The following is a 22,480-nucleotide window of genomic DNA, read 5'->3' as shown; positions in this document are numbered from 1 at the left end:
CAGCCCGATACGCAGCCGCATCAGCGGCCGGCACGCCGGGTCAAGGCACGCTTTCCCGCCTTGACGCGGCGTGCCGGCCGTTGAACAATCCGGCGTTCGGGTCGGTGGAAAAGTCAACGGGAACCCCCAAGGCAACTCGGGGAACCCCCAAGGCAGCTCGAGACCGGCCAACGGCCCACCCCCTCAGCAGCGCAGCCACCCACGCCCCAAGCCACCCACGCCCCAGCGGCTCGCCAAAAGGCGACCACCTCAACAGCCCACCACCAGCGTGGCCACCAACCGAGTCCGAGCCGCCCCCACCCGATCGACCACCTGCACGCTCCGCCACCCCACCGGCACCCGATCCGCCAGCAGCTCCTCCCGCCACTTCCCCACCCGCCGCACGTGCCGCGCGAACGACCGCGGCCGCACCACCCGCCCGCGGCTCCGCTGCCCCGCCAGCGCGACCTCCGCCGGCACGTCGAGGAACAGCAACCGCACCGACCGTCCGCTCAACGCCCCGACCAGCGCGAGCAGGGCGCGCGTCGACGCCCGGGTCGACGGCTCGTGGACCACGAGCGGGCCGTCCTCGCCGAGCGCGCGGCCCACGATCCGCAGGCGGTGCCACGCGTGCACCACCGGCCGGTAACACCGGTACGGCACCGCCGGCGGGACCACCGCCCCGAGCCTCTCCCGCACCTGGTCGGAGTCCAGCACCGGCAGCCCCGCCGCGGCGTGGTGGAGCATGGTCGTCTTGCCCGCTCCGGGCAGCCCCGCCACGACGAGCAGGTCGCGCGGGCCGAGCTCGATGACAGTGGGCTCGCTCATGCCCCGCCAACGTCCCGGCGAAGGTAATGGTTCCTTTACCTTCAACTCACGCACAGTGACGGACCACCATCCGTGCGCCGAAGACCACCCGGCCGGAACGCTGGTGGTCACCCGCCGTGCCCCATCGCCTGAAACCCCTGCGCCGCAAGCCATCGACGTCCGGAACCGCTTCGGGTGAAGATCGCGCCGAGCCCTTCCCGGCGTCCGGAAAATCCTTATCTTCTGGAAGGGACGCTCAGTGAGAACAGGGGAAACTCGTCATGACCCAGTCGCTGGAACTTCCGGTCCAGGAATTCTGTCTCGATTGGACACTCACGGGCGACGAAGGCGCCCGGGTCGGGATCACCCTCTCCGGTCAGGTGGCCCTGCTGGACAACAACCGGTTCTACAAGATCGACGGCGTCGTCTACGTCACCAAGGGCGACGCCGACATCCGGGCGGTCGGCAACCCCCGGATCTCCGTGCGCCGCAACGGCGTCGAGAAGACCGGGCGCCAGTGGGGCTGGGAGATGTGCTCGGCGCGCAAGAGCCTCGGCGCGCTGAACACGATGGAGGGCTACTTCGTCCGCACCGGCTACTGGGCGCCCGCCGATCGCGCGATCCAGCTGAGCCTGTGCGCCGAACAGGGGTGGAGCCGGCGCAAGAGCTACAGCCCGCACGTCACCGTCCGGATGGTCGACTGACCACTGTGGACGCCCGGCGCCGCGCCGCCGCGACGACCAGCCCGGCCGCGACCGCGCCCGCCACCGCACACCCGGCCCCGAACCCCGGTGACGGCTCGTGCACGCGCAGCACCGACACGCACAGCCACACCGCGGCGCCGAACAGGAGGCCCAGCACCGGCCCGCCGGCCGCCGCGCCCCGCCAGCGGTGGCCGTTGCGGATCGTGCGCAGCCCCGACTCGAGGTAGGCGAGGGCGAACAGCGCCAGGATGAGACTGCCCGCGCCCAGCGCGCTGGCCAGCGGGTGCTGGCCGGTGATCAGCGTGAACGTCTGCGTGGACGAACCGGTCCGCACCTCGGCCGTGACGGCGCCGCCGACGATCCACCGGGCGATCCCCGGCAGGGTGAGTTCGGCGGTGAAGCCGTTGCCGCCGGGTTTCGCCTCGGTGGCCGCGGACCCGAGCGGAATCCCGGCGGCGGACAGGTCGAGCGCCACCCGGCCGGGGTTGCCGGGCCCGGTCATGACCAGCGGCTTGCTGAGGTCCACCTCGACCGGCGCCGAGACAGAGGCGCCCCCGAGGTTCAGCGCAGCCGACGCCGGGTGCGGCAGCCGCGCGGGGTTGAGCAGTGCGAGCACGACGAGCACGATCGCGGCCGCCGCGGCGGCCAGCCGCAGCCACACCACAACGGCTTGGGAAGCACCGGAACCGTCGGCCGGGACACCCGGCCACCCGGCACCGCCCTCGGCGCCGGCCGCACCAGCGCCCGGCCCACCGGCCCGGCCCGGATCGCCCACCTCGGCGGCCGCTCCCACCAGCGTCGCTCCCGGCCGCCGCACCGGGCGCGTCCGGGCCTCCGCCGGCGGCGCCGGTGCGGTTGCCGAATTGAGGCCCGAAATCACCCGGGGCGTCAGGTGCAGCACCGGCACCCCGGCCCGCTCCAGCCACCCGGACCCGTAGACCACCGTCGCCGCCGCGGCGAGGTCCGCCGCGAACGACTCCGCCTCCCGGTAGCGCGCGTCCAGCTCGCGGGCCAGGCTGCGCATCACCACCCCGGCGATCGGCACCGGCACCCCGGCGATCGGCTGCGGGTCGGTGAACATGTGCTGGCGCATCATGCTGATCGCGCCGCGGGTGTTGTCGAACGGCAGGCGGCCCGAGAGCAGCTCGTACAGCACCGTCCCGGCTGCGTACACGTCGGCCGCCGGGCTCAGCGCGTTGCCCATCGCCTGCTCCGGGGCGATGTACGCCGGTGTTCCCAGGATCTCGCCGCCGTGCGTCACCAACGTGGCGCCCTCGCTGATCACCCTGGCGATGCCGAAGTCGGCCACCTTCATGACGCCCTGCGTGCTGAACAGCAGGTTCCGCGGCTTGACGTCGAGGTGCAGCACGCCCGCCCGGTGCGCCGCGTGCAGCCCGGCCAGCATCGCCAGCCCGATCGCGCAGGCCTGCTCGCCGCTGACGCCGCCGCCGTGGAAGCGGCTGTGCACCGTCCCGCCGTCGAGCCGCTCCATCACCAGCAGGTGCTCGCGGCCGGTGCGGACGTAGTCGTACACCGGGACGATGTGCGGGTGGTCCAGGCTGGCGAGCACCCGTGCCTCGCGGTCGAAGAGCTCGCTGCTCGCCGCGTGGTCGAGCACGTCCCAGGGCAGCTGCTTGATCGCGACGCTGCGGCCCAGCGTCCGGTGCACGCCGGCGAACACGACGCCCATGCCGCCCTCGCCGATCGACGCCCCGATGTCGTACTGCGGCAGGGCGGCGACCAGCTCGGCCGGTGCGCTCATCGGGTGAATTCCTGCGTCGAGGGCAGCGGGAGCTTGACCGTGGTGTCGCTCTCGGTCACTGCGGGTGGTGCCGGGTGCGGGGTCAGGTAACCGAGCAGGAACGCGATCGCCGCCGCGCCGAGCACCACCGGGACCTCGATCGCCGGCTCGGGCGGGACCAGGCGCAGCACCGACAGGCTGATCACCGCGACCAGGCCGGTGCCGAACCCGGCGGGCAGGAACCGCACGCCGCGGCGCCAGCGGTTGGGCGCCAGCCGGTGCCGGGCCAGCGCCAGCAGCGCGGTCACCCAGGCGAGGACGGTCAGTCCGAGCATCGCCAGGCCGAAGACGCCGTAGACCGACCAGAAGGAGCCGCGGACGTCGGCGACCGTCGTCGCCTCGCCGAGCGTGCCGCGCCCGGCGTCGAGCAGCTCGACCGACGACGGGAGCAGCCCGGTCGCCTGCCCGGCCAGGTCACCGAGGTCGAGGACGAACGTCCGGGACGCCGAGCCGCGGGCCGGCACCTCGAAGGGCGCGGTCGTGTCGTAGGCGAAGAACGTCAACGCGAGGGCGACGCCCGAGAGCCGCACGCTGCGGACCTTCACCGGCGCGTTGCCGGGGTTGGTCGCCACGACCTGCAGCTCGATCTGGTGCGCCGGATCGACCGGGACCGTGGCGTCCTCGATCGGCTGCTTGTCGATCGACACCTGCAGCTTGAGCGAGCCGGATTGGGCCGAGGCCGGTGGGGCGCCCAGCAGCACCGCGCACAAACCCAACGCAACCCCCGCCGCGATGACACGTCCCATTGGGCATCCCCTACTTGCGTTATCCGACTGGTCCGGAATGCTACAGCGAGCACACCGGGGAGGGACGTCCCAATGCGATTCGTGGTTCGGCTGTTTTTCGGCGCCGTGGCCGGAACGTTGCTTCTGCTCACGGGGGCAGGCACGGCGAACGCACAATACACATCGTCGGTTGGTTTGAAACCGTCGAGTAGTCCGGCCGGAAGCTCCTTCACTATTTCCTGGAGTTTCTACCCGTGCAAAGGGCCGGTCACCTTTTCCTGGAACGGCACGCCGATGTGGTCGGCGAACGCGACCCTCGACCAGACGAGCGGCACGGTCGCGGCGACCGTGCCCGGCGGCGCCCAGCCCGGCACCTACCCGGTCACCGGCACGTGCACCAACGCCCGGACCGGCGGACCGCTCAGCGCGGCGAGCCGGTTCACCGTGACCGCGACGCCGACCCCCACGTCCCCGCCGCCGGCCACGACCACGCCGCCCCCGCCGGTGACCACCACGCCCCCGGCCCGGCCGGGCACCACCACGACCCCGGCCAAGCCGACGACCGCCACAACTCCGTCGTCGCCGACGCCCACGAGCACACCGGCAACCCCGACGACCCCGCCGGCCACCCCTGGCACCCCCACGACGTCCGGCACCGCGCCGAAGCCCGGCGATCTGGTCCTCGACCGGCCGAGCATCAAGCCCGGCGAGACGCTCTCGGCGTCCGGGAAGGGCTGCCAGCCGAGCCGGATGGTGACGCTGGTGTCGGACGGCACCGAGGTCGGCACCGCCTACACCGACGGCTCCGGCGCCTTCACCGCGCCGGTCGAGTTCACCCGCATCGAGGCGGGGCGGCACACCGTGGTCGCCGAGTGCGGCGTGCGGCTGACCGGCGCCGTCGACCAGGTCGTGACCCGCTCGTCCGGCGGGCAGACCGGCACGCTGGTCATCCTCGTGTTCTTCGTCCTCGCGAGCATCACGGTGATCCGCTTCCGGTGATCCCCGGTTGACATGCACCCGCACGGCTGCCTATCGTCAAAAGGCAGCCAGACGGCTGCGTGTCGACGGGAAGGCGCGATGGACGAGGTCTTCAAGGCGCTGGCCGACCCGAGCCGCCGTCAGCTTCTGGACGTGCTCAACGAGCGCAACGGCCAGACCTTGCGCGAGCTGTGCGCGGGGCTGGACATGGCCCGCCAGTCGGTGAGCAAGCACCTGGCCGTGCTCGAAGCGGCCGGGCTGATCACGACGACCTGGCGCGGCCGGGAGAAGCTGCACCACCTCGACGCGGCGCCGATCAACGCGATCGCCGAGCGCTGGATGACCCGCTACGGCCGACGGCGGGCCGGCGCGCTGGCCGATCTCAAACGAGCACTGGAGTCCGCACCGATGAACGATTTCGCCTACACCACCTACATCGACACCACGCCGGAGAAACTCTGGCAAGCGCTTACCGATCCGGCCTTCACGAGCCAGTATTGGGGCGTGTCCTTCGAAACCGACTGGAAAAAGGGTTCACCGATGACGTGGACCGAACGGGGCGCCGAAACGAGCGATCCCGAACAGGTCGTGCTCGAATCGGAACCCCACCGGCGGCTTTCCTACACCTGGCACACCTTCACCGCGAAGTGGGCAAAAGCCAACGGCATCGACGAAGAGACGTTGGGGAAACTGCGGCAGGAAAGCCGGACCAAAGTCACGTTCACCATCGAACCGCACGGGAAAATGGTGAAGCTGACCGTGCTCCACGACGGTTTCGACCCCGGCAGCACGACGCTGGAGATGTGCAGCCAGGGCTGGCCCGCGCTGCTGTCCAGCCTGAAGACGCTGCTGGAGACCGGTTCGCCCCTGCCGTGATCTCGGCCAACCGGTCGAATCTCCCGAACCAGACAGATCTGGCACCCTGATACGTCTGAATCCTCCCCGTTTCGTGGGCGCCCGGCTGAAGTCCGGGTGAACTTCCCTCTTTCGATCGGATCCGATGCGGTTTTCCGGGCGTTAGGCTCGCATAATCCGTGACCGATGATGGTCCGATCGAGTGACGGGAGAGTGCGCGTGCCGGGGTCAGTGCGTACCCGCTGGATCGTGGTGGCCGTGGTCGTGGCCGCCGCGGCGGGCGCCGTCGTCGCGTTCTGGCCGGGTGACGCGGCCGCCGTCGACCCCGAGATCGCGGTCTCGCGCTCGGCGTGCGGCACCGGCTGGACGGATCCGAAGCCCGGACCGCAGACGTTCCGCCTGCACAACACCGGGTCGGTGACGGCCGAGGTCGATCTGATCGACCCGGCGACCGGCGTGATCTACGGCGAGGTCGAGGGCCTCGGCGCGGCGACGACCCGGCCGCTGCAGGTGAACCTGGGCAACGGCAGCTACGCGTTCCGCTGCCTGCCCGAGGACGCGGGCGCGATCGTCGGGCCGGCCGTGCGGATCACCGGCGGCGCCGAGCGGACCGGACCGGGCGTCGCGCCGGTGACGCACGACGACCTGCTCGGGCCGCTCAAGGCCTACCAGCAGCACGTCTCGACGGGTCTGGGCGAGCTGGTCGCGAACACGGACGCGCTGAAGAACACCGTCCACGGCGGCGACCGCGCCGCGAGCCAGGCGGCGTGGCTGACCGCCCACCTGGCGTACGAGCGGCTGGGCGCGGCCTACGACGCGTTCGGCGACTCCGACGGGGCGCTCAACGGCACCGCCGACGGGCTGCCGGGCGGCCCGGCCGACCCCGGTTTCACCGGCTTCCACCGCCTGGAGCAGGGCCTTTGGCACGGCGACGACCTGGGCGCGCTCGCTGCCGTGGCCGACCAGCTCGACACCGACGCCCGCGCGCTGCAGACGTCCTTCGCCGACAGCCAGGTCGACGGGAACGACCTCGGGCTGCGCGCGCACGAGATCATGGAGAACACGCTGCAGTTCGAACTGACCGGCCGCACCGACTACGGCAGCGGCACGAACCTCGCCACGGCCCGCGCGAACCTCGACGGCACCCGCGCGGTCCTGGACGTCCTGCGGCCGCTGCTGACGCCGAGGTATCCGGATCTGTCCAAGGTGGACAGCTGGCTGGATCGCACGCAGAAGGCGCTGGACGCGGCCCACCGCCCGGACGGCACGTGGATCCGGCCGGCCGAGCTGAGCCTGCAGCAGCGGCAAAAACTCAATGCGGACGTGAGCGAACTGACGGAGCTGCTGGCCCCGATCGCGGCGATCGCCGAGCCGAGGAGGGTCTCGTGACCAGGCCGGACTCGCCGCACGAACCGGCCGCCGACCGCGCCGGAACCGGGCTCCCCCGCCGTTCCTTCCTCCGCCGGGCCGCGATGGGCGCCGGGCTCACCGTGGCCGCCGGGGCCGGGCTCGGCGCTTCCTCCGCCGTCACCGACAGCACCTCGGCCGTGCCCTTCCACGGTCCTCACCAGGCGGCCATTCTCCGCAAACCGCCGACGCAGACCGTCGTCGCCTCGTTCGACGCCGTCGCCGAGTCCAAGGCCGAACTCACCGAGCTCTTCCGCGCCATCACCGACCGGGCCCGGTTCCTCACCACCGGCGGGGCGCCCGCCGCGCTCGGGATCACCGCGCCGCCCGCCGACTCCGGCGTCCTCGGGCCCGTCGTGCCCGGCAGCGACCTCGGCGTCGTCCTCGGCGTCGGCGCGAGCCTCTTCGACGACCGGTACGGGCTCGCGAAACTCAAGCCCGCCAAGCTGAAGCCGATGACGACGTTCCCCGACGACGCCCTCGACCCCGCCCAGTGCCACGGCGACCTGAGCCTGCTCCTCTCCGCGAACGACACCGACACCGTCCTGCACGCGCTGCGGGACATCGCGCGCGCCACGCGCGGTGGCATGCAGCTGCGCTGGAAGCTCAACGGCTTCAGCTCCCCACCCCGGCCGGAAGGCACGCCGCGCAACCTGATGGGCTTCAAGGACGGCACCGCCAATCCCACCGGCTCCGAAGTGGACAGCCTGGTGTGGACGCAGGGCGAGCCCGCGTGGACCGCGGGCGGCAGCTACCAGGTCATCCGGCTGATCCGGATGCTGGTCGAGTTCTGGGACCGCGTCTCGCTGGCCGAGCAGGAGAACATGTTCGGCCGCCGCCGCGACACCGGCGCCCCGCTCGACGGCACCGCGGAAACCGACGTCCCCCGGTACGCCGACGACCCGGTCGGCACCGTCATCCCGCTGACCAGCCACATCCGGAAGGCGAACCCGCGCACCCCGGAGACCGACGCCAGCCGGATCCTGCGCCGCGCGGTGAACTACGACCGCGGCGTCGACAGCAACGGCAACCTGGACATGGGCCTGCTGTTCGTCTGCTACCAGCAGGACCTGGAGCGCCAGTTCGAGGCCGTCCAGACGCGCCTGGCCGGCGAACCCCTGACCGACTACATCTCCCCGTTCGGCGGCGGCTACTTCTTCGCGCTGCCGGGCGTCACCGGCCCGGACGACCACTTCGGGCGCTCCCTGCTCGCGTAAGCGAACCCCACCACGAAAGGAATCCACTGTGGACAGAAAGAACCGACGGCGACGACGTGGCCTGCTCGGCGCCGGGGCCCTCGCCTCGGTCGCCACGCTGGCCGTCGTCACCGGCTCCGCGGCGACCACCGCGGACGCCCAGCCGCTGAACCTGTTCCCCGCGCACTGGATCCCGACCTCGACGCCGATCAAGCACGTCGTCGTCATCTTCGGCGAGAACATCTCGTTCGACCACTACTTCGGCACCTACCCGAACGCGGCCAACACCGACGGCACCCCGTTCACCGCCGCGCACGGCACCCCGAAGGTCAACGGCCTGGACCACCAGCTGCTGACCGACAACCCCAACGCCTACAACCCGAAGCGGCTCACACCCCAGCAGGCGCTGACCTGTGACCAGAACCACAACTACGGTGCCGAGCAGGCCGCGTTCAACGGCGGCAAGATGGACAAGTTCGTCGAGAAGACCGAAACGGACAAGTGCACCGGCCAGCCGATCCTGTTCGGCGAGCCCGGCCTGGTCATGGACTACTACGACGGCAACACCGTCACCGGCATGTGGAACTACGCCCAGCACTACGCGCTGAACGACAACTCGTTCAACACGGTGTTCGGCCCGTCCAGCCCGGGAGCGATCGACCTGATCTCGGGCAACACCCACGGCGTCCAGGCCGTCGACCCGGTGACGCACGAGCCGGTCAGCGACGCCTACGCCGTGCAGTCACCGGACGCGAACGGCGTCGGCACGATGATCAACGACCCGGACCCGGCGTGGGACGACTGCTCGGGCAAGAACCACACGAGCAAGGACAACCTGGCCACCATGCACGGCCGCAACATCGGCGACCTGCTCAACCAGCGCCACGTGACGTGGGGCTGGTTCCAGGGTGGCTTCCGCCCGACGGGCACGGCCAACGGGTACGCGGTCTGCGGCCAGACCCACCAGAACATCGGCGGCAACGCGGTCGTCGACTACAGCCCGCACCACGAGCCGTTCCAGTACTACCCGTCGACGGCGAACCCGAAGCACCTCGCGCCGTCGTCGGTGCAGGCGATCGGGCAGACCGACCGCGCGAACCACCAGTACGACATCGCCGACTTCAACGACGCGCTGAAGGCCGGCTCGATGCCCGCGGTGAGCTTCCTGAAGGCACCGGAGTACCAGGACGGCCACGCGGGCTACTCGGACCCGCTGGACGAGCAGCAGTTCGTGGTCGGCGAGATCAACAAGATCCAGCAGTCCCCGGACTGGAAGTCGACGGCGATCGTGCTGGCGTACGACGACTCGGACGGCTGGTACGACCACCAGAAGTCGCCGATCCTCAACGGCTCGCACGACGCTTCGCAGGACCAGGCGGTGTGCACGGCCAAGCCGACGACGCTGGGCGGCTACGCGGACCGCTGCGGCTACGGCCCGCGGCTGCCGCTGCTGGTGGTTTCCCCGTTCAGCAAGGTGAACCACGTCGACCACACGCTCACGGACCAGACGTCGGTGCTGAAGTTCATCGAGGACAACTGGTTCACCGGCCGGATCGGCGACACGTCGTTCGACGCGCGCGCCAATTCGCTCAACGGGATGTTCGACTTCTGGTGGCCGCAGGCCCGGAAGGTCACCCTCGACCCGAAGACCGGAGCCGTGGTCCACAGCTGACGGCCCCACCGGCGCTCCCCGCCCTCGGCTTCGGGGGCGGGGAGCGCGGGCGGGAGGGTCAGGGCTTGACTGTGTTCAGGTCCCAGGTCAGGGTCACGACCGTCCCCGAATCACCGGACTTGATGTCCGCGCGGTCGGCGCTCGCCCGCAGCAGCAGCAACCCCCGGCCGCGCAACGAAACCGGCCGGGGATCGGGCACCGGGGTGCGCCACTGCCCGTGGTCGGTGATCACCACTTCGAGCCGGTCGGCGTACGCCGCCGCGTCGACGTCGACCACTCCGGGCTCGCCGCCGTCGTAGGCGTGGTCGGCCACGTTCGCCAGCGCTTCGTAACTGGCCAGCACGATGTCGCCCGCCCGGTCCTCGTCGACCCCCGCCGCCAGCACCCACGACATCAGGTCGTGCCGCAGGCGGCGGAGGGCGCCGGGGGTCGCGGGCACGCCGTGGCAGCGGAACGGTTCCGGCATCCGCGCCCGCCTCACCGGAGTGCTTCGGCGACGGTCGAATGGACGCCGATCCACGTGTCGAGCCCGGTCGTCTTCAGCGGGCCCGACGTCACCGGGGAATCGCTCACCACGCACAACGCGCGCTCGGCCAGCCTGCGGTGGGCCGCCGCGAGCACCTGCAGCCCCGCCGAGCAGAAGAACGTCACCTCGCGCAGATCGACCACCAGCTTCTCCGGCCCGCGGGCCAGCACCACGTCGACGACTTCCCCGAATTCCGGCGCGCTGACCAGGTCGATCTCGCCCGCGACGGCCAGCACCGCGGCCCGGCCCCGCCAGTCGAGGGTCACCGCCAGCTCGGTGGCGGGCAGGTCCGGTGTCGAAGGGGTCACGGCGTCCCATGGTGCCCGACTCCCCGCCAAACGGCTACCGGTGCGGGAGCTGCACCACCGTGACCCAGAAGTCGTCGATCTTCCGGACCACTTCGACGAACTTCTCGAAGTCGACCGGCTTGGTGACGTAGGCGTTGGCGTGCAGTTCATAGCTGCGCAGGATGTCCTCCTCGGCTTCGGACGTGGTCAGCACGACCACCGGGATCGTGCGCAGCCCGGGATCCTGCTTGATCTCGCCGAGCAGTTCCCGGCCGTCCTTGCGGGGCAGGTTGAGGTCGAGCAGGATCAGCCCCGGCCGCGGCACCGCTCCGAACGGCCCTTCGCGCTTCAGGAACCGCAGCGCTTCGACGCCGTCCTCCGCGACGTGCAGCGGGTTGCGGATCTTGTGGTGCGCGAACGCTTCCCGGGTCATCAGCACGTCACCGGGGTCGTCCTCGACGAGCAGGATGTCGATCGGAACCGGCTCCTGCGTCATGCGGGCACCTCGTCCTGGTGAGCCGGAGCTTCGGGAGCGGGCTCCTCGAGAGCCGGGTCCTCGCGGGCCGGCAGGGTGAAGCGGAACGTGGTGTCCGCGGCCTCGGTGTCGAGCCAGATCCGGCCGCCGTGGTACTCGACGATCCGGCGGCACAGGGCCAGGCCGATCCCGGTGCCCGGGTACGCCGACCGCGTGTGCAGCCGCTGGAACAGCGCGAACACCCGCTCGGCGTACTCCGCGTCGATGCCGATCCCGTTGTCCACCACGGAGAACACCCAGTCGTCGCCGTCGCGTTCCGCGGTGACCCGGACTTCCGGCGGTGTCTCGCCCTTGAACTTCAGCGCGTTGCCGATGAGGTTCTGGAACACCGCCGTCATCAGCGCCGGCTCGACGCGCACTTCGGGCAGGTCGCCGCGGGAGACCTTGCCGCCGCTGAGCGAGAGGGCGACCTCCAGGTTCGCGACCGCGTCGTCGACCAGCGCACCCGCGTCGGCCACGACGTGCTCGCCCGGCTTCCGGCCGACCCGGGAGAACGCCAGCAGGTCGTTGATCAGGATCTGCATCCGCTTCGCGCCGTCGACGGCGTACTCGATGTACTGCTCGCCGCGCTCGTCGAGCAGGCCCTGGTACCGCCGCTGGAGCAGCTGGCAGAAGCTGGCCACCTTCCGCAGCGGCTCCTGCAGGTCGTGCGAAGCGACGTAGGCGAACTGCTCCAGATCGGCGTTGGACCGCTCCAGCTCGCGCGTGCGCCGGTCGAGCATGGCGTTGGTTTCCTCCGCCTCGCGCGTACGCCGGTCCAGCAGCGCGTTGGACTCTTCCGCCTCGCGCGTGCGCCGGTCCAGCAGGGCGTGCGCCTGCTCGAGCTCGGCGACCTCGTCGAGGATGCGCTGCCGCATCGCCTCGACGTCGGCGCCGAGCTGGGCGATCTCGCGCGGGCCGCTCCCGTGCACCGGGCTGTGGACGTCGGCGTCGGCGACCCGGCGGACCTCGCCGGCCAGCCGCAGGATCGGCCGGGTGACGACCCGCCGCAGGCCGAAGAACAGCATCGCGAACAGCAGCAGCACGAGCACGGCGACGACCACGGACATCGCGTTCAGGAAACTCGCCGCCGCGTCCAGTTCGGCGCGGCCGGCGTCGCGGACCGCGACCAGGTGGTCGAGCTGGGCGTCCAGTGCCCTGCGCACGTCGACGAACAGCGTCCGGCCGCGCTCGACCTGGTCCGCGGTGACCGGCGGCGCGTCGGCGGCGATGGTCGGCGCGGCCGCGTCCTGCCAGGCGGAGGCCGCCCGCAGCACGGCTTCGAGGTCGTCGCCGATCCGGGTGCCCGGGGCCGCGCCGAGCTGCCGCAGCTGCGCGACCGCGTCGGCCTGCGACCGGACCCCGTCGGTGTAGGGCACCAGGAACACCGGCTGCCGGCCGAGCTGGTAGCCGCGGACCCCGCTCTCCTGGTTCAGCAGCGCGGTGGACAGCTGGATGGCGGCCAGGCGCTGGGGTGCGATCACGTCGAGCAGACGCGTGCGCGCCTCGGTGAGACTGTGCAGCGCGATCCCGCCGGCGACCAGCGCGGCGACCAGCAGCACGGTCTCGACGGCGGCGAGCAGCGCCAGCCGGCGGCGGATCGGCCAGCCGGGTGCGTCAACGCTCATGGGCCTCGGCTTCCGGGTCGTGGCTGAGCAGGGCGAGGGCGACGTCGTCGTCGAGCGGGCCGGCGTTGAGCCGTTCGGCGCGGGCGATCAGCTCGTCGAGCAAGCCCCGGTGGTGGAGACCGGTTTCCCGCTTGATGTCGAGTACGAGAGCGGCCATCCGCTCGTGGCCCAGCCGTTCGGACCCGGCACCGACGCGCCCCTCGAACACGCCGTCGGTGTACAGCAGCAGCGACCACCCCGGCTCCAGCGGAACCTCCAGCGCGTCCCACTTGGCGCCCTCGACGACGCCGAGCGGGACGCCGAGGCGTTCCCCGGAGAGCAGGTGCCCGTCGCCCGGCGTGAGCAGCAGCGGCGGCAGGTGCCCGGCCAGTGAGAGCCGCAGCGACCTTCGGTCCGGCGCGACGACGACCATGCAGACGGTGGCGAACAGCGGCTCGATCCGCTCGTGCACCAGGACCCGCTCGACCATGCTCAGCACGTCGGCCATCGGCAGGCCGGCCATCACGAGCGAGCGCCACGCGATCCGCAGCGCGACGCCGAGCGCGGCTTCGTCCGGGCCGTGGCCGCAGACGTCGCCGATCATCATGTGCACCGTGCCGTCGGCGAGCTCGATCGCGTCGTAGAAGTCGCCGCCGAGCAGGGAGCCGTTGCGGCCGGGCCGGTAGCGGGCGGCAAGGTCGAGGTGGGGGTCGCGCAGCAGCGGGCTGGGCAGCAGGCCGCGTTCGAGCCGCGCGTTCTCCCGCGCGAGCAGCTGCTGCTGGAGGAACTGCTGCTCGACCTGCTCGGCGCGCTTGCGTTCGCGGGCGAAGCGCAGCGCTTTCACCAGCAGCGGGCCGTCGACCTGGTCCTTGACGAGGTAGTCCTGCGCGCCGGCCGCGACCGCGGCGACCCCGGTGGCCTGGTCGTGCTGCCCGGTCAGGACGACCACCGCGACACCCGGCGCGTGCTGCCCGAGCTTGGTCAGCCCGCTCAGCCCCATCGCGTCGGGCAGCTGCAGGTCGAGCACGACGCAGTCGGCGGTGAGCGGGCCGTCGAGCGCGGCGGTGAGCGTTTGGACGCGTTCCAGCGCATACGGCACGGCCGTGTCCGCCAGCATCTCTTCGACCAGCAGGGCGTCGCCGTCGTCGTCCTCGATCAGCAGCACCCGCAGGCGCGTGCGGGGATCCCACGATGAGTCGAGCGCGGCGGTCACCGGCGTCTCCCGTTCGGCTGCTCTTGAGCCAGCAATCCAGACGATCAACCCTAGCGGCACCGGTCACGGCCGCCTACAGCGGTGAAACCGGTCCCATCGGGGTAGCGCTTTATAGCACCTCGGTGTGACACCGGGGTGCTAACGGTTCGGCTGACGCTCAGAACAAGGGGCGGCCGCTGTCCTTGGCGGTGACGTACGCCTGCCAGTCGCAGGTGACCTGGTCGGCGAGCTCGTCGCGAAGGCGCGCGTGTCGGCCTGCAGCCCGGAGACGCTCGTGATGGCGCCGTCGATCGCCGAGTACGCGACCCCGGTGCCGGGGAGGTCCTGGTCGAGCTCGAGGATCCGGTCGTCCGCCGCCGGACGTCCTTCACGACGGCTTCGGCCGCTTCAGCGGCTCGCCCGCGGTGGTCCGGTACGCCGCAATCGCGTCGGCGAGCTGGGTGCGCGTCACCCCTCCCCGGGCGCGGCGGTGGCGAGCAGCGTGACGACGACCAGAATCCCCACAGTGGTTCGACGCATCCCCCACGTGTACCGGCGGGAGGTGGCCGGCGGTCAGCGGGCGGTCAACGTCAGGGCGAACGTGTTCCCCTCGCCCTGCACCAGGGAACTCAGGTACGCGGTGAACGCGCCGCAGCCGGTCAACGGCGGGATCGCGTAGGTGCCGGTGACCGGACCGCCCGTCGCCAGGGCGAAGCCGCTGCCGGTCCGCAGCTCGACCGGGATGGGCGCGCTCGCCCGGCAGCCCGCGTCGGCGACCGGCAGCCCGAAGAGCGTCACCTGCGGCAGGGCCAGCGCGAACGTCGAGCGCGCGACGAAACCGCCGTCGCCGAGTTCGCCGGTCTGCGGGCCGTCCGGCGTGAACCGCAGGTCCGCGCGGCCGGGGACGAACCCGAACGCGTGGAAGTCCGCACTGGTCTCGTCGAACGCCGTGGCGAACTCCGGCCCGGCCGCGAAGGAGCCGGTGAGCGGGGCGGTCGCGCCCAGCGCCTTCAGCGCCGTCGACCCGGCCACGGCGTAGCGGTGCTGGGTCGGCGTGCCGCCGAGGTCGAAACTCAGCAGCACCGGGTCCTGGCCGGCGTCGAGGGTGCAGTCCGAGGTGAACGAGCCCAGCCCGGTGAACGAGCCGTCGGCCTTCTTCGGCGTCAGCCGGGTGCTGAAGCCGCCGATCGTGAGGGTCGTCTTCCCCGCGTTCGGCAGCCGGACCGGCGGCACCGAGCCGGACGCCTGCGTGGTGAACGCCCCCGACGGCGGCAGCGCGGTCTTCGCCACCGTCAGCGGGAGGCTCAGCGGCAGCGTCAGCGGGCCGTTGGCCAGCGTCACCCCTGCGGACGCCGTCCCTTCGATGCTCGCCGCGCCGACCAGGGCCAGGCCGCGGGTGGACTTGTCCGGCACGGTCACCGACACCGCGAGATCCGCCGTCGTGAACGTCCCGCCGGGCGCGGAGGGGACGTCGAACGACGCGGTGATCGCCACGTCCAGCTTCTGCAGCCCGATCAACGGGAACGGGCAGGTGTAGCTGAGCTTCTTGGCGACCGGCGTCGACGCCTGGGCCGGCGTGGCGACGGCGGACGCGAGCAGGCAGGCGAGGCCCGCCGCGAGCAACGACCGGGCTTTCCGCACGGGCTCTCCCATCTGGAGGGGCATGGCACCGGCCCCCGCCGCAGCGCGACGGGGGCCGGCAGACTCGGTCACTTCTTGGTGAGCACCAGGTCCAGCGAGTTGCCGTCGCTCTTGGCGAACGCGCTGACGATGTCGTTGAACGGACCGCAGTTCTGCAGCGCGGACAGCGAGTAGGTGCCCGAGAGCTTGCCGCCCTTGAGCAGGTCGAAGTCGGCACCGGTGGTCATCTCGCTGGTCGACGAGGTGGTCGTGCCGCACTTCGGGTCGGTGCTGATCGGGATGCCGAACAGGTTGACCGTGGTGAGGAACGTGTCGAACTTGATGTGTGCCTTGAAGCCGGTGCCCACCAGCTCACCGGTCTGCGGGCCGTTCTGCACGACCTTGACGTCCGAGCTGCCCTGCAGGAAGCCGAACAGCTTGAAGTCGGTGTGCGTCGGGTTCAGCTGCAGGTTCCCGGTGAACGTCTTGGCCGACAGGTTGACGTCGGCGTCGAACGAGCCGGTGATCGGCGCGGTGCTGCCGAGCGACTTCAGCGCGGTCTGCCCGGTGATGCCGAAGGAGTACTTGATGCCCCCGCCCGGCGGGGTGGTGGTGGGCGGGGTCGTCACCGGCGGCGTGGTCGTCGTCGGCGGCGTGGTGACCGGCGGGGTCGTGACCGGCGGGGTCGTCGTCCCGCCACCGCCGTTGATGGTGATCGTGGCGAGGGTGTTGTTCTGCCCGCTGTCCTGCGTGCAGGGCGCGTCGATCGTGCCGTCCGGCGTGATGCCGGTGACCGAGCCGTCGGCCTTGCGCGGGGTGACCTTGAGGTTCAGGTCGCCCACCGTGATCTTCGCCTGGCCGGCCTGGGTGAACGTCAGCGACGGCGTCTTGCCGGCGGCGTTGATGTTCATCTCACCGGACGCCGGGATGTTCGTCTTGTCCAGCGTGATCGGGACGCTGACCGGCAGGTTGAGGCTCGGTGCCGCGACGGTCGCGGCGGCGGTGGCGGTGCCTTCCAGCGTCGTGGCGCCGATCAGGCTCAGGCCGCTGACGGTGTCCGCGTTGATGGTGGACACGGCCTTGATGTCGAACGCGCCGGTCGGCTGCCCGGTGTTCACCGTGGTCGGCAGGTCGGTGTTGATCACCACCTTCAGCGACTGGGAACCCACCAGCGGGAAGGTGCAGTGGTAGTTCAGCGTCAGCGAAATCGGGTCAGCGGCGCTGGTCTGCGCCCCGGCGACGAGCGCGGTGGCGATGAGCCCCACCGCACCCGCGGCCGCGGCGGCCGCGACCGTCTTCTTCTTGCCTCTTGGGTGCTTCACGATGGTCCTTCCGTGTATCAACAGTGATACGAAACGGCGGCGCATTCTTTGAAAGACACAGCCTTCAATCGCGACCGGAACGTAAGCTAACGAGCGCGGATGGCACCGATCAAGGGCTTTCGGCAAAAAGGTCACATCGGCACCGCAAATTGTCATCCCGGCACGCCACCACAGCCGGGTTCCTAGCAGGGCGGGGAAGGTTTCCCCAGCACGGCGCCACCTTCGAACCGCTGACACGCGTAACAAATCCAGGTGCCGCAATGTTGACGCACGTGCCAACCCGCCATTCCGTTCTTGCTCGCGCCTGAGCGTGGCGCGTAGCTTCGAAACCCATGAAAAGAATGCACAGCGCGGTGCTCGTGATGTCGGCGGCCGCGCTTCTGTCGTGCGCCGCGTGCGCTTCGGACACCCCGCCCGACCCGGGCCGGCACGCCGACCCCGCGGCGCTCGCCTGGGTCGACAAGGTGTGCACCGGCGTGGCCGCGGGCTCGGCGAAGCTCTCGCAGCCGCCGTCCGTCGACGACGCCGACCCGGTGAAGACCCGGGACGCGATGGTGGACTTCCTGGGCCGCCTGGGCTCGGCCCTCGACGACATGGCCGGTGGCCTGCGCGGCGCCGGCGTTCCCCCGGTCCCGGATGGACAGTCCGCTGTGGACAAGGCGACCGGCACCCTCACCGAGACGAAGACCAAGCTCGCCGAGACGAAGACCCGGATGGAACAGGCGCAGGTGACCGACCAGCCCAGCCTGCGCAAGGTCATCTCGGAAGCCGACTCGACCATGGGGCAGCTCGCCGACCCGGAGGGCCCGATCAAGGACCTCAAGGCGAATCCCGAGCTGAACCTGGCCTTCAGCGAGTCCGCGACCTGCAAGCGCGTCTACGGGACCGGCGCGTGACCGCCCGCCGCGTGCTCGCCACGCTGGTGGCACTGGTCCTCACCACGGCCTTCGCGCCCGCGGCGGCCGCCGCCACACCCGCGCCGGGTCCCTTCGACGACGCGTTCTACGTACCGCCGTCGCCGTTGCCGGCGGGCAAACCCGGTGACGTGATCCGGTGGCGGCCGTCGAACGCCGGCCCGCGCACGGCGTCGGTCGACGCGTGGCAGGTCATGTACCTGTCGACGAACGCGCTGGGGCAGCCCGACGCGGTCACCGGCACGGTGCTGGTGCCGAAGACCGCCGACCGCGCGACGGCGCCGATCGTCGCGTTCGCACCGGGCACGCACGGCCCGGCGTTCGCCTGCACGCCGTCGGCGATGATCGGCATCGGCGCCTTCTACGAACAACCCGGTCTCGACGACCTGCTCGACGCGGGGTACGCCGTCGCCGTCCCGGACTACGAGGGCTACCAGCCGGCGCCGAAGACGACGTACGTCGTGGGCCGGTCCGAAGGTCCCGCGGTGATCGACGCGGTCCGCGCGGCCCAGCGGCTCGGCGCGGCCGGGCTGTCGGCGTCGGCGAAAGTCGTCTTCCGCGGGTACTCCCAGGGTGGCGGCGCCGCGGCGTGGGCGGGCGAGCTGCAGCCGTCGTACGCGCCGGAACTGAACCTCGTCGGGATCGCGGCCGGCGGTGTGCCGGCCGACCTGGTCCAGGTGACACTGCAGCTCGACGGCAAGTCCGGCTTCGGCGTGTTCGCCTACGCGCTGCTCGGCCTCGACCAGGCTTATCCCGAACTGCAGCTGGACTCGTTCCTCAGCGACAACGGCCGGGCGAAGCTGGCCGAGATGAAGCAGAGCGCGTGCACGTTCGAGCTGCTCACGACGTACGCGAACCAGAAGATCGCGGACTACACGACCGGCCCGGGCTACATCAAGCCCCCGTGGGTGGCGCGGCTGACCGAGAACAAGCTCGGCGGGACCCCGCCGCGGGTGCCAGTGTTCCTCTACCACGCGACCGGTGACCAGCTGGTGCAGTTCGCGCAGGCCGACAGCCTGCACAAGGCGTACTGCGCGGCCGGGGTCCAGGAGACCTGGAAGACCTACGACACCGACCACATCACGCTGGTCTACACCGGCAACGCCGACGTCCTGGCCTTCGTGAAGGACCGGATCGCCGGGAAGCCGGCCACGGCGAGCTGCTGATCAGCGGTTCCGGCCGCCGCGGGGGTGCTGCTGCCACGAGCTGATCACCGAGCTGACGTACTCGCGCCACTGGTCTTGCGGCGACGCCGACGTCGAGGCGGGCGCCGGCGGCTGAGCCGGTGCGGGCTTGCGCCCGGCACCGGCCGGCGCGCTGGTGGTCTCGGGCGTGGTGTGCCGGACCTCGGCGGTGAGCGGCGGCGCGGCGGCGGAGGCGCTCATCGTCTCCACGGCTTCGCCGGAGGTCGGCGGCGGCACGACCGGGGCGGGGGCGCCGGGCGGCGGCACGGCGGTCCCGCCCACCTGGTGCGGCTGGAGCAGCACGACGGCGGCCAGCCCGAGCCCGACGGCGGCGCCCGCGGCGAGGACGTACGGCTTCGCGCGGCGGGACCGGTCGGCGGGCGGCGCGTCCCGCGGCCGCTCGTCCTCTTCCGGTTCCCCGGCCGCCAGCTCGGCGTCGAGGACGGCCGGCGGATCGAGGGTGCGCTCGGGTTCGGCGGTCGCCTCTTCGGCGAGCTTCGCGTCGAGTTCACCGCGGATCATCAGCGGCTTCGTCTGCGAAAGGTTCACCAGTTCGGCGACCGAGGGGAGTTCGCCCTCACCGCCTGTGCGTGCCATCGAAGACCTCCACCCTGTCCGGCGTCACCTGGAGGAACCATGCCCGAGCCGCGAGAGCTGCTCCGCTTCGCCGTCGTCGGCCTGGCCGCGTACGGGGTCACCCTACTGGGCGACTACAGCCTGAAGCTCACCGTGTTCCGTGAGAAGCCGGTGACGGCCCTCGCGATCGCCACGGTCGTCTCGACGGCGTTCGCGTACCTGCTGTCGAGCCGCTGGTCGTTCGCGGGCCGCGGCGGGCTCGGCCGGGTGCGCGAGGCGACGCTGTTCCTCGCGGTCAACGCGGGCGCGGTGGCCGTGAACCTCGTGCCGGCGCTGGTGTCGCGGTACGTGCTGCACCTGTCGGTCCCGCACGTCGCCTACCTGACCCAGGAAATCGCGGACTTCGTCGCCGGGATGCTGCTGGGCACGCTGGCGGGCACGGCGTTCCGCTGGTTCGGCTACCGGCGGTGGGTGTTCCCGTCAGCGCCACCAGTTGGCGTCGCCGAGGGTGACGAACCCGAGCTTGTCGTACAGCGGCCGGCCGGACCGCGAGGCGGTCAGCGTGACGGGCAGGTCGTCGAAGTGCCGTAGCACCGCGTGCATCAGCGCGCGCCCGACACCCTTCGAGCGGTGTTCGGGCCGGGTGGTCACCCAGTAGACGCCGCCGGCACCGCCGTGGGCCATGGTGAGGCAGGCGCCCTGGGTGTCCTTGCGGAAGAACGCCGTGGCCTGGTCGAGGAGCCCGGGCGGGAAGACGGTGGCCGGGCGGTAGGGCTGGTACTCCTCCAGCGGAAAGCCGTGCACGACGAGCTCTTCGACCGCCGCCAGCCCGGCAACGGTGCCGACCCGCTCGACGTCCGCGGGCGCGGGGACGGGACCGGGCTCGCGGGCCATCACCGGCAGCTGCCCGGCGGCCATCCCGAGCTCCGTCAGATCGAGCACCTGGAAGGGATCCTCGACGACGACGGTCCGCCCGTCCGCCCGGCGGGCCTCGGCGAGCGCGGTCAGTTCCCGGACGGCGTCGTCGCCGGGCGCGGCGGTCCGCAGCATGATCCGGAACCGGCGGCCGTCGATGGCGGTGAAGGCGGGGTGGTCGAGGACGTCGTCCCCGCGGGCGCGGGCGAGGGTGCTCCACAGGGCGACAGCGTTGTCGGAGGCCTGCCGCAGGCGCTCGGTGAGCAATCCGGTCATGCCAGCCAGCTTAGAACCCGCACAGCCCCCGACCAGCCCTTTCCGGAAGCCGGCCCACGTACGCGAGTCGACCCTCCAATCACGCAAGCCGACCCTCCAGACACGCGAGTCGTCCATCCAGGTACGCGAGTCGTCCATCCGGGTACGGGCCCGGGCCGGTCAGCCGCGGTCCGGCAGCGCCCGCTCCGCCAGCAAGGCCAGCTCCAGCCGCAACCGCTCGGCCGGGTCGTCCAGCTTGTCCCCGAACAACTCACCCAGCTTCTTGAGCCTCGCCCGGATCGTCTGCGGGTGGAGGTCGAGCAGCCGTCCCAGCTCGGGTGCGCTCCCGCGGGTCCGGACCAGCGCCAGCAACGTCTCCGCCAGCTGCTCGCGGCGGCGCCCGGACAACCCCGCCAGCGGCTCCAGCGTCGTCGAGGCCAGCTGGGCGACCAGGAACTCGTCCGCGAGCAGCAACAGCGTCGTCACGTGGTCGCGGCACCAGATCACCGGGCCCGGTGCGTCGAGGAGGCCGCGGGCGGCCAGGTCGACCGCGCGCCGGGCGACCCGGAACGACTCCGGCGCCTGGGCCGGCGGGACCAGCGGCCCGACCGCCGCCGTCCAGCCCGGGGGCAGTCCCGTCAAGCCGATCAAGTCCACGTCCGGGGCCGGGGTGAGGGCCGCCGGCGGGTCGCCGGCCGGGTCGGCCGGGACGTGCTCCGGCAGCAGGTCCGGCGGGAACTCCGGGGCACCCGGCAGCGCGCGGAACGCCACCGCCGCGAGCCGCTCGGGCAGCGGCAGCCCGGCCGCCGCCAGGCCGTCCACCTCGTTGGCTGCCTCGGCCGGGAACGGCTCGGCGGCGAAGGCCCGGCCGCCGAGCAGCGCGCGCAGCAGGCGGCGGTGCCGTTCGCCCGTGCCGGACACCGCGGCCTCCGCGGCGCTGTACCCCTCCGCGACGGCCGTCATCGACGTCTCGACGTCGGCGAACATCCCCTCGGCGGCGCCGTACAGGACGTCACCGGAGAGGCCCGCTTCCCGCGCGATGTCGGCGATCCACCGCCAGGTGACCCGGCTCGACACGCGCACGGCCGCCTGCACGGCTTCGCGGCTGAGACCACTGTGGAACGCGTCGCGCCCGTGGCCGCGGAACCCGGCCAGCCGGTCGGCCTGCCACAGCGCGGGCGTGCCGACGCGGTCGACGTCCCGCTCGATCCCGCGCCGCGCCAGCTCGATCGCGCTCGCGCGACCGGGTTCGTCGGCGAATCTCGAGGAATATTCCGGAATCTCGGCGGCGATCGCGTCGACGCAGGCCCGGGCGATCTCCGGGATCCGCGGACGCACCGCGTCGCCGAGCTTCTGCGGCAGCCGGGACCACACGGAACTGTCCGAGGCAGCGGAACCGCGCATGGGGAATTCAGTCCTCCACTGGGAATGGGCGCCCCGAAAA

The 22,480-nt window shown here is 71.8% G+C and carries 22 protein-coding genes; 9 read left to right on the top strand and 13 right to left on the bottom strand.

Going from position 1 to position 22,480, the window contains the following annotated elements:
• Window positions 1–249: 249 nt before the first annotated feature.
• A complete protein-coding gene (locus tag ACFVYA_RS35630) occupies window positions 250–807 on the bottom strand; it encodes an AAA family ATPase (RefSeq protein ID WP_387051313.1) in 558 nt (185 codons plus the stop codon).
• 260 nt (window positions 808–1,067) lie between these two features.
• Here ACFVYA_RS35630 and ACFVYA_RS35625 point away from each other — a divergent pair, with 260 nt between their 5' ends.
• Window positions 1,068–1,490, top strand: coding sequence for a hypothetical protein (locus ACFVYA_RS35625; protein ID WP_387051311.1), 423 nt, complete (start codon window positions 1,068–1,070; stop codon window positions 1,488–1,490).
• On the opposite strand, the gene ACFVYA_RS35620 is transcribed toward ACFVYA_RS35625, so the two are convergent.
• Together ACFVYA_RS35620 and ACFVYA_RS35615 are read right to left on the bottom strand one after the other, a co-directional pair.
• The gene (locus tag ACFVYA_RS35620) at window positions 1,468–3,252 is read right to left on the bottom strand and encodes a serine/threonine-protein kinase (protein WP_387051309.1); all 1,785 of its coding nucleotides are present in this window, start codon (window positions 3,250–3,252) and stop codon (window positions 1,468–1,470) included. The two genes, ACFVYA_RS35625 and ACFVYA_RS35620, sit on opposite strands and share 23 nt — an antisense overlap.
• On the bottom strand, window positions 3,249–4,037 hold the full coding sequence (locus ACFVYA_RS35615) for a hypothetical protein (protein ID WP_285985735.1): 789 nt from the start codon (window positions 4,035–4,037) through the stop codon (window positions 3,249–3,251). The genes ACFVYA_RS35620 and ACFVYA_RS35615 overlap by 4 nt, the downstream gene beginning before the upstream one ends.
• 273 nt (window positions 4,038–4,310) lie before the next feature.
• Here ACFVYA_RS35615 and ACFVYA_RS35610 point away from each other — a divergent pair, with 273 nt between their 5' ends.
• The 5 genes from ACFVYA_RS35610 to ACFVYA_RS35590 all read left to right on the top strand — a co-directional run bounded on the left by ACFVYA_RS35610 (window position 4,311) and on the right by ACFVYA_RS35590 (window position 10,124).
• Window positions 4,311–5,015 (top strand): hypothetical protein, encoded by a 705-nt coding sequence (locus ACFVYA_RS35610; RefSeq protein ID WP_387051307.1) that lies wholly within the window; start codon window positions 4,311–4,313, stop codon window positions 5,013–5,015.
• Between the two features lie 78 nt (window positions 5,016–5,093).
• Complete coding sequence (locus ACFVYA_RS35605) at window positions 5,094–5,870, top strand: ArsR/SmtB family transcription factor (RefSeq protein ID WP_387051305.1); 777 nt, start codon at window positions 5,094–5,096, stop codon at window positions 5,868–5,870.
• Between the two features lie 210 nt (window positions 5,871–6,080).
• On the top strand, window positions 6,081–7,238 hold the full coding sequence (locus tag ACFVYA_RS35600) for an EfeM/EfeO family lipoprotein (RefSeq protein ID WP_387051318.1): 1,158 nt from the start codon (window positions 6,081–6,083) through the stop codon (window positions 7,236–7,238).
• A gap of 83 nt (window positions 7,239–7,321) precedes the next feature.
• On the top strand, window positions 7,322–8,473 hold the full coding sequence (locus tag ACFVYA_RS35595; RefSeq protein WP_387051316.1) for a Dyp-type peroxidase: 1,152 nt from the start codon (window positions 7,322–7,324) through the stop codon (window positions 8,471–8,473).
• Window positions 8,474–8,501: 28 nt separating this feature from the next.
• A complete protein-coding gene (locus ACFVYA_RS35590) occupies window positions 8,502–10,124 on the top strand; it encodes a phospholipase C (protein ID WP_387051302.1) in 1,623 nt (540 codons plus the stop codon).
• Between the two features lie 58 nt (window positions 10,125–10,182).
• Here ACFVYA_RS35590 and ACFVYA_RS35585 read toward each other — a convergent pair whose 3' ends face one another.
• The 7 genes from ACFVYA_RS35585 to ACFVYA_RS35555 form a co-directional block, all read right to left on the bottom strand.
• A complete protein-coding gene (locus ACFVYA_RS35585) occupies window positions 10,183–10,590 on the bottom strand; it encodes an ATP-binding protein (RefSeq protein WP_285985741.1) in 408 nt (135 codons plus the stop codon).
• Window positions 10,591–10,601: 11 nt separating this feature from the next.
• Window positions 10,602–10,958: an STAS domain-containing protein gene (locus ACFVYA_RS35580; protein WP_285985742.1), complete on the bottom strand. Its 357-nt coding sequence runs from the start codon at window positions 10,956–10,958 to the stop codon at window positions 10,602–10,604.
• Between the two features lie 34 nt (window positions 10,959–10,992).
• On the bottom strand, window positions 10,993–11,433 hold the full coding sequence (locus ACFVYA_RS35575) for a response regulator (RefSeq protein ID WP_387051299.1): 441 nt from the start codon (window positions 11,431–11,433) through the stop codon (window positions 10,993–10,995).
• Window positions 11,430–13,079 (bottom strand): ATP-binding protein, encoded by a 1,650-nt coding sequence (locus ACFVYA_RS35570; protein ID WP_387051297.1) that lies wholly within the window; start codon window positions 13,077–13,079, stop codon window positions 11,430–11,432. Before ACFVYA_RS35570 ends, ACFVYA_RS35575 begins: the two co-directional genes overlap by 4 nt.
• Complete coding sequence (locus ACFVYA_RS35565; RefSeq protein ID WP_387051295.1) at window positions 13,069–14,271, bottom strand: PP2C family protein-serine/threonine phosphatase; 1,203 nt, start codon at window positions 14,269–14,271, stop codon at window positions 13,069–13,071. Before ACFVYA_RS35565 ends, ACFVYA_RS35570 begins: the two co-directional genes overlap by 11 nt.
• A gap of 552 nt (window positions 14,272–14,823) precedes the next feature.
• Window positions 14,824–15,891 (bottom strand): DUF6801 domain-containing protein, encoded by a 1,068-nt coding sequence (locus ACFVYA_RS35560; RefSeq protein WP_387051293.1) that lies wholly within the window; start codon window positions 15,889–15,891, stop codon window positions 14,824–14,826.
• A gap of 68 nt (window positions 15,892–15,959) precedes the next feature.
• Window positions 15,960–17,192, bottom strand: coding sequence for a DUF6801 domain-containing protein (locus ACFVYA_RS35555; RefSeq protein WP_387051292.1), 1,233 nt, complete (start codon window positions 17,190–17,192; stop codon window positions 15,960–15,962).
• Window positions 17,193–17,524: 332 nt separating this feature from the next.
• Here ACFVYA_RS35555 and ACFVYA_RS35550 point away from each other — a divergent pair, with 332 nt between their 5' ends.
• Both ACFVYA_RS35550 and ACFVYA_RS35545 read left to right on the top strand, forming a co-directional pair.
• Window positions 17,525–18,088, top strand: a complete 564-nt coding sequence (locus ACFVYA_RS35550; protein ID WP_387051290.1) for a hypothetical protein — start codon at window positions 17,525–17,527, stop codon at window positions 18,086–18,088.
• Window positions 18,085–19,272, top strand: coding sequence for a lipase family protein (locus ACFVYA_RS35545; RefSeq protein ID WP_387051289.1), 1,188 nt, complete (start codon window positions 18,085–18,087; stop codon window positions 19,270–19,272). Before ACFVYA_RS35550 ends, ACFVYA_RS35545 begins: the two co-directional genes overlap by 4 nt.
• Here the strand turns inward: ACFVYA_RS35545 and ACFVYA_RS35540 are convergent, their stop codons facing one another.
• The gene (locus ACFVYA_RS35540; RefSeq protein WP_387051287.1) at window positions 19,273–19,887 is read right to left on the bottom strand and encodes a hypothetical protein; all 615 of its coding nucleotides are present in this window, start codon (window positions 19,885–19,887) and stop codon (window positions 19,273–19,275) included.
• Between the two features lie 39 nt (window positions 19,888–19,926).
• On the opposite strand from ACFVYA_RS35540, the gene ACFVYA_RS35535 reads away from it, so the two are divergent.
• Window positions 19,927–20,457, top strand: coding sequence for a GtrA family protein (locus ACFVYA_RS35535; protein WP_387051286.1), 531 nt, complete (start codon window positions 19,927–19,929; stop codon window positions 20,455–20,457).
• On the opposite strand, the gene ACFVYA_RS35530 is transcribed toward ACFVYA_RS35535, so the two are convergent.
• Window positions 20,347–21,057: a GNAT family N-acetyltransferase gene (locus tag ACFVYA_RS35530; RefSeq protein ID WP_285985752.1), complete on the bottom strand. Its 711-nt coding sequence runs from the start codon at window positions 21,055–21,057 to the stop codon at window positions 20,347–20,349. The two genes, ACFVYA_RS35535 and ACFVYA_RS35530, sit on opposite strands and share 111 nt — an antisense overlap.
• 159 nt (window positions 21,058–21,216) lie before the next feature.
• A complete protein-coding gene (locus ACFVYA_RS35525; protein WP_387051285.1) occupies window positions 21,217–22,440 on the bottom strand; it encodes a helix-turn-helix domain-containing protein in 1,224 nt (407 codons plus the stop codon).
• Window positions 22,441–22,480 lie beyond the last annotated feature (40 nt).

This window comes from Amycolatopsis sp. NPDC058278 (assembly GCF_042881395.1).
GTDB lineage: Bacteria > Actinomycetota > Actinomycetes > Mycobacteriales > Pseudonocardiaceae > Amycolatopsis.
Note: the sequence above shows the minus strand (reverse complement) of the source record. Positions and strands in the feature narration are given on the sequence as shown.